Origin of the sequence: Streptomyces sp. AcH 505, from assembly GCF_000818175.1 — a bacterium.
Classification (GTDB): domain Bacteria; phylum Actinomycetota; class Actinomycetes; order Streptomycetales; family Streptomycetaceae; genus Streptomyces.
On record NZ_JTIY01000001.1, the window covers coordinates 4,357,832 to 4,359,333 of the forward strand.

Below are 1,502 nucleotides of genomic sequence, written 5' to 3' on the forward strand. Positions count from 1 at the left end.
GGCGGTGGCTCCGCGTCTCGGGAGTACGCGCCGTAAATCATGCAGCGCAGGACGCCTCCCCGGAACGGCCCCCGGCGACAACCGCAACCAAGACCGCCAACCGAACCGCGCCGGACGGCGACCCCCCCCCGCCGGACGGCGACCCCGCCGCGACACTGGCGAACTTGCCGATGCCCTCCGTACCGCGGCAGCGCCATCGTGGCGGGCGTCAGGGACAACGGCAGGTCCGCTCCGGTCAACGGGACGGGCACGGGCCCGCCACGACCGAGAGGACCCCCCTCCGTGCACCCTCGCTCTCAGCCAAGATCCCGTACCGTCCGCAGCCTGTGGGCCGGGGCGGTGGCGACCGTAGGACTGGTCGTCGCGCTCATCCCCGGCGCCGGTAACGCCGGCGCCGCCGACAACCCGTACGAGCGCGGCCCCGCCCCCAGCACCTCCAGCATCGAGGCGGCGCGCGGCTCGTACGCCGTGTCGCAGACCTCCGTGTCCTCGCTGAGCGTGACCGGTTTCGGCGGCGGCACCATCTACTACCCGACCTCCACCGCGGACGGCACCTTCGGCGCCGTGGCCATCTCGCCCGGATTCACCGCCACCCAGTCCAGCATCGCCTGGCTCGGCCCCCGGCTGGCCTCCCAGGGCTTCGTCATCTTCACCATCGACACCAACACGACGCTCGACCAGCCCGCCAGCCGTGGCGACCAACTTCTGGCCGCGCTCGACTATCTGACGCAGCGTTCGTCGGTGCGTACCCGCATCGACGCGTCGCGGCTCGGCGTCATGGGGCACTCCATGGGCGGCGGCGGAACGCTGGAGGCGGCGAAGGACCGGACGTCGCTCCAGGCGGCCATTCCGCTGACCGGCTGGAACACCGACAAGACCTGGCCCGAGGTGCGGACGCCCACCCTGATCGTCGGCGCGGACGGTGACACCATCGCGCCGGTCGCCACGCACTCCGAGCCGTTCTACAACTCGCTGCCCGCGTCGCTGGACAAGGCGTACCTGGAACTGAACGGCGCCACGCACCTCACGCCGAACAGCTCCAACACCACCATCGCGAAGTACAGCGTCTCCTGGCTGAAGCGGTTCGTCGACAACGACACCCGCTACGAGCAGTTCCTCTGCCCGCTGCCCAGGCCGAGCCTGACGATCGAGGAGTACCGGGGCAACTGCCCGCACACATCCTGAAGTTGGCTGTGCCACCGCACAGCGGGGCCGCGTCCCTCACGGGGCGCGGCCCAAGGGGCTTCCGGGCCACGTTACACAGCAGTAACGTAACGCAGGTGACCTCATCGACGACCGTGCGTAGTCCCCACCGCCTGTACGGCCGGAGCGGTGAACTCACCATCCTGGACACCCTGCTGGCGCGGCTGACGGCCGGTCACGGCGCCACGCTCGTACTGACGGCGCCGCCCGGCCTCGGGCGCAGCGCGCTGCTGCGGCACGCGGCGGACGGGTGGGGCGACGGGCCCGTGCTGTACGCGGCGGCGGCGCCCGGCGAGCGG

General features: G+C 71.8%; 2 protein-coding genes. Both read left to right on the forward strand.

Annotated features, from left to right (window positions below; translation table 11 throughout):
• The first annotated feature begins 282 nt into the window (after positions 1-282).
• Positions 283-1,185, forward strand: a complete 903-nt coding sequence (locus HY68_RS19955) for a lipase (protein ID WP_041990772.1) — start codon at positions 283-285, stop codon at positions 1,183-1,185.
• A gap of 95 nt (positions 1,186-1,280) precedes the next feature.
• A partial coding sequence (locus HY68_RS43890; RefSeq protein WP_041990773.1) for an ATP-binding protein occupies positions 1,281-1,502 on the forward strand: 222 nt, incomplete at its 3' end.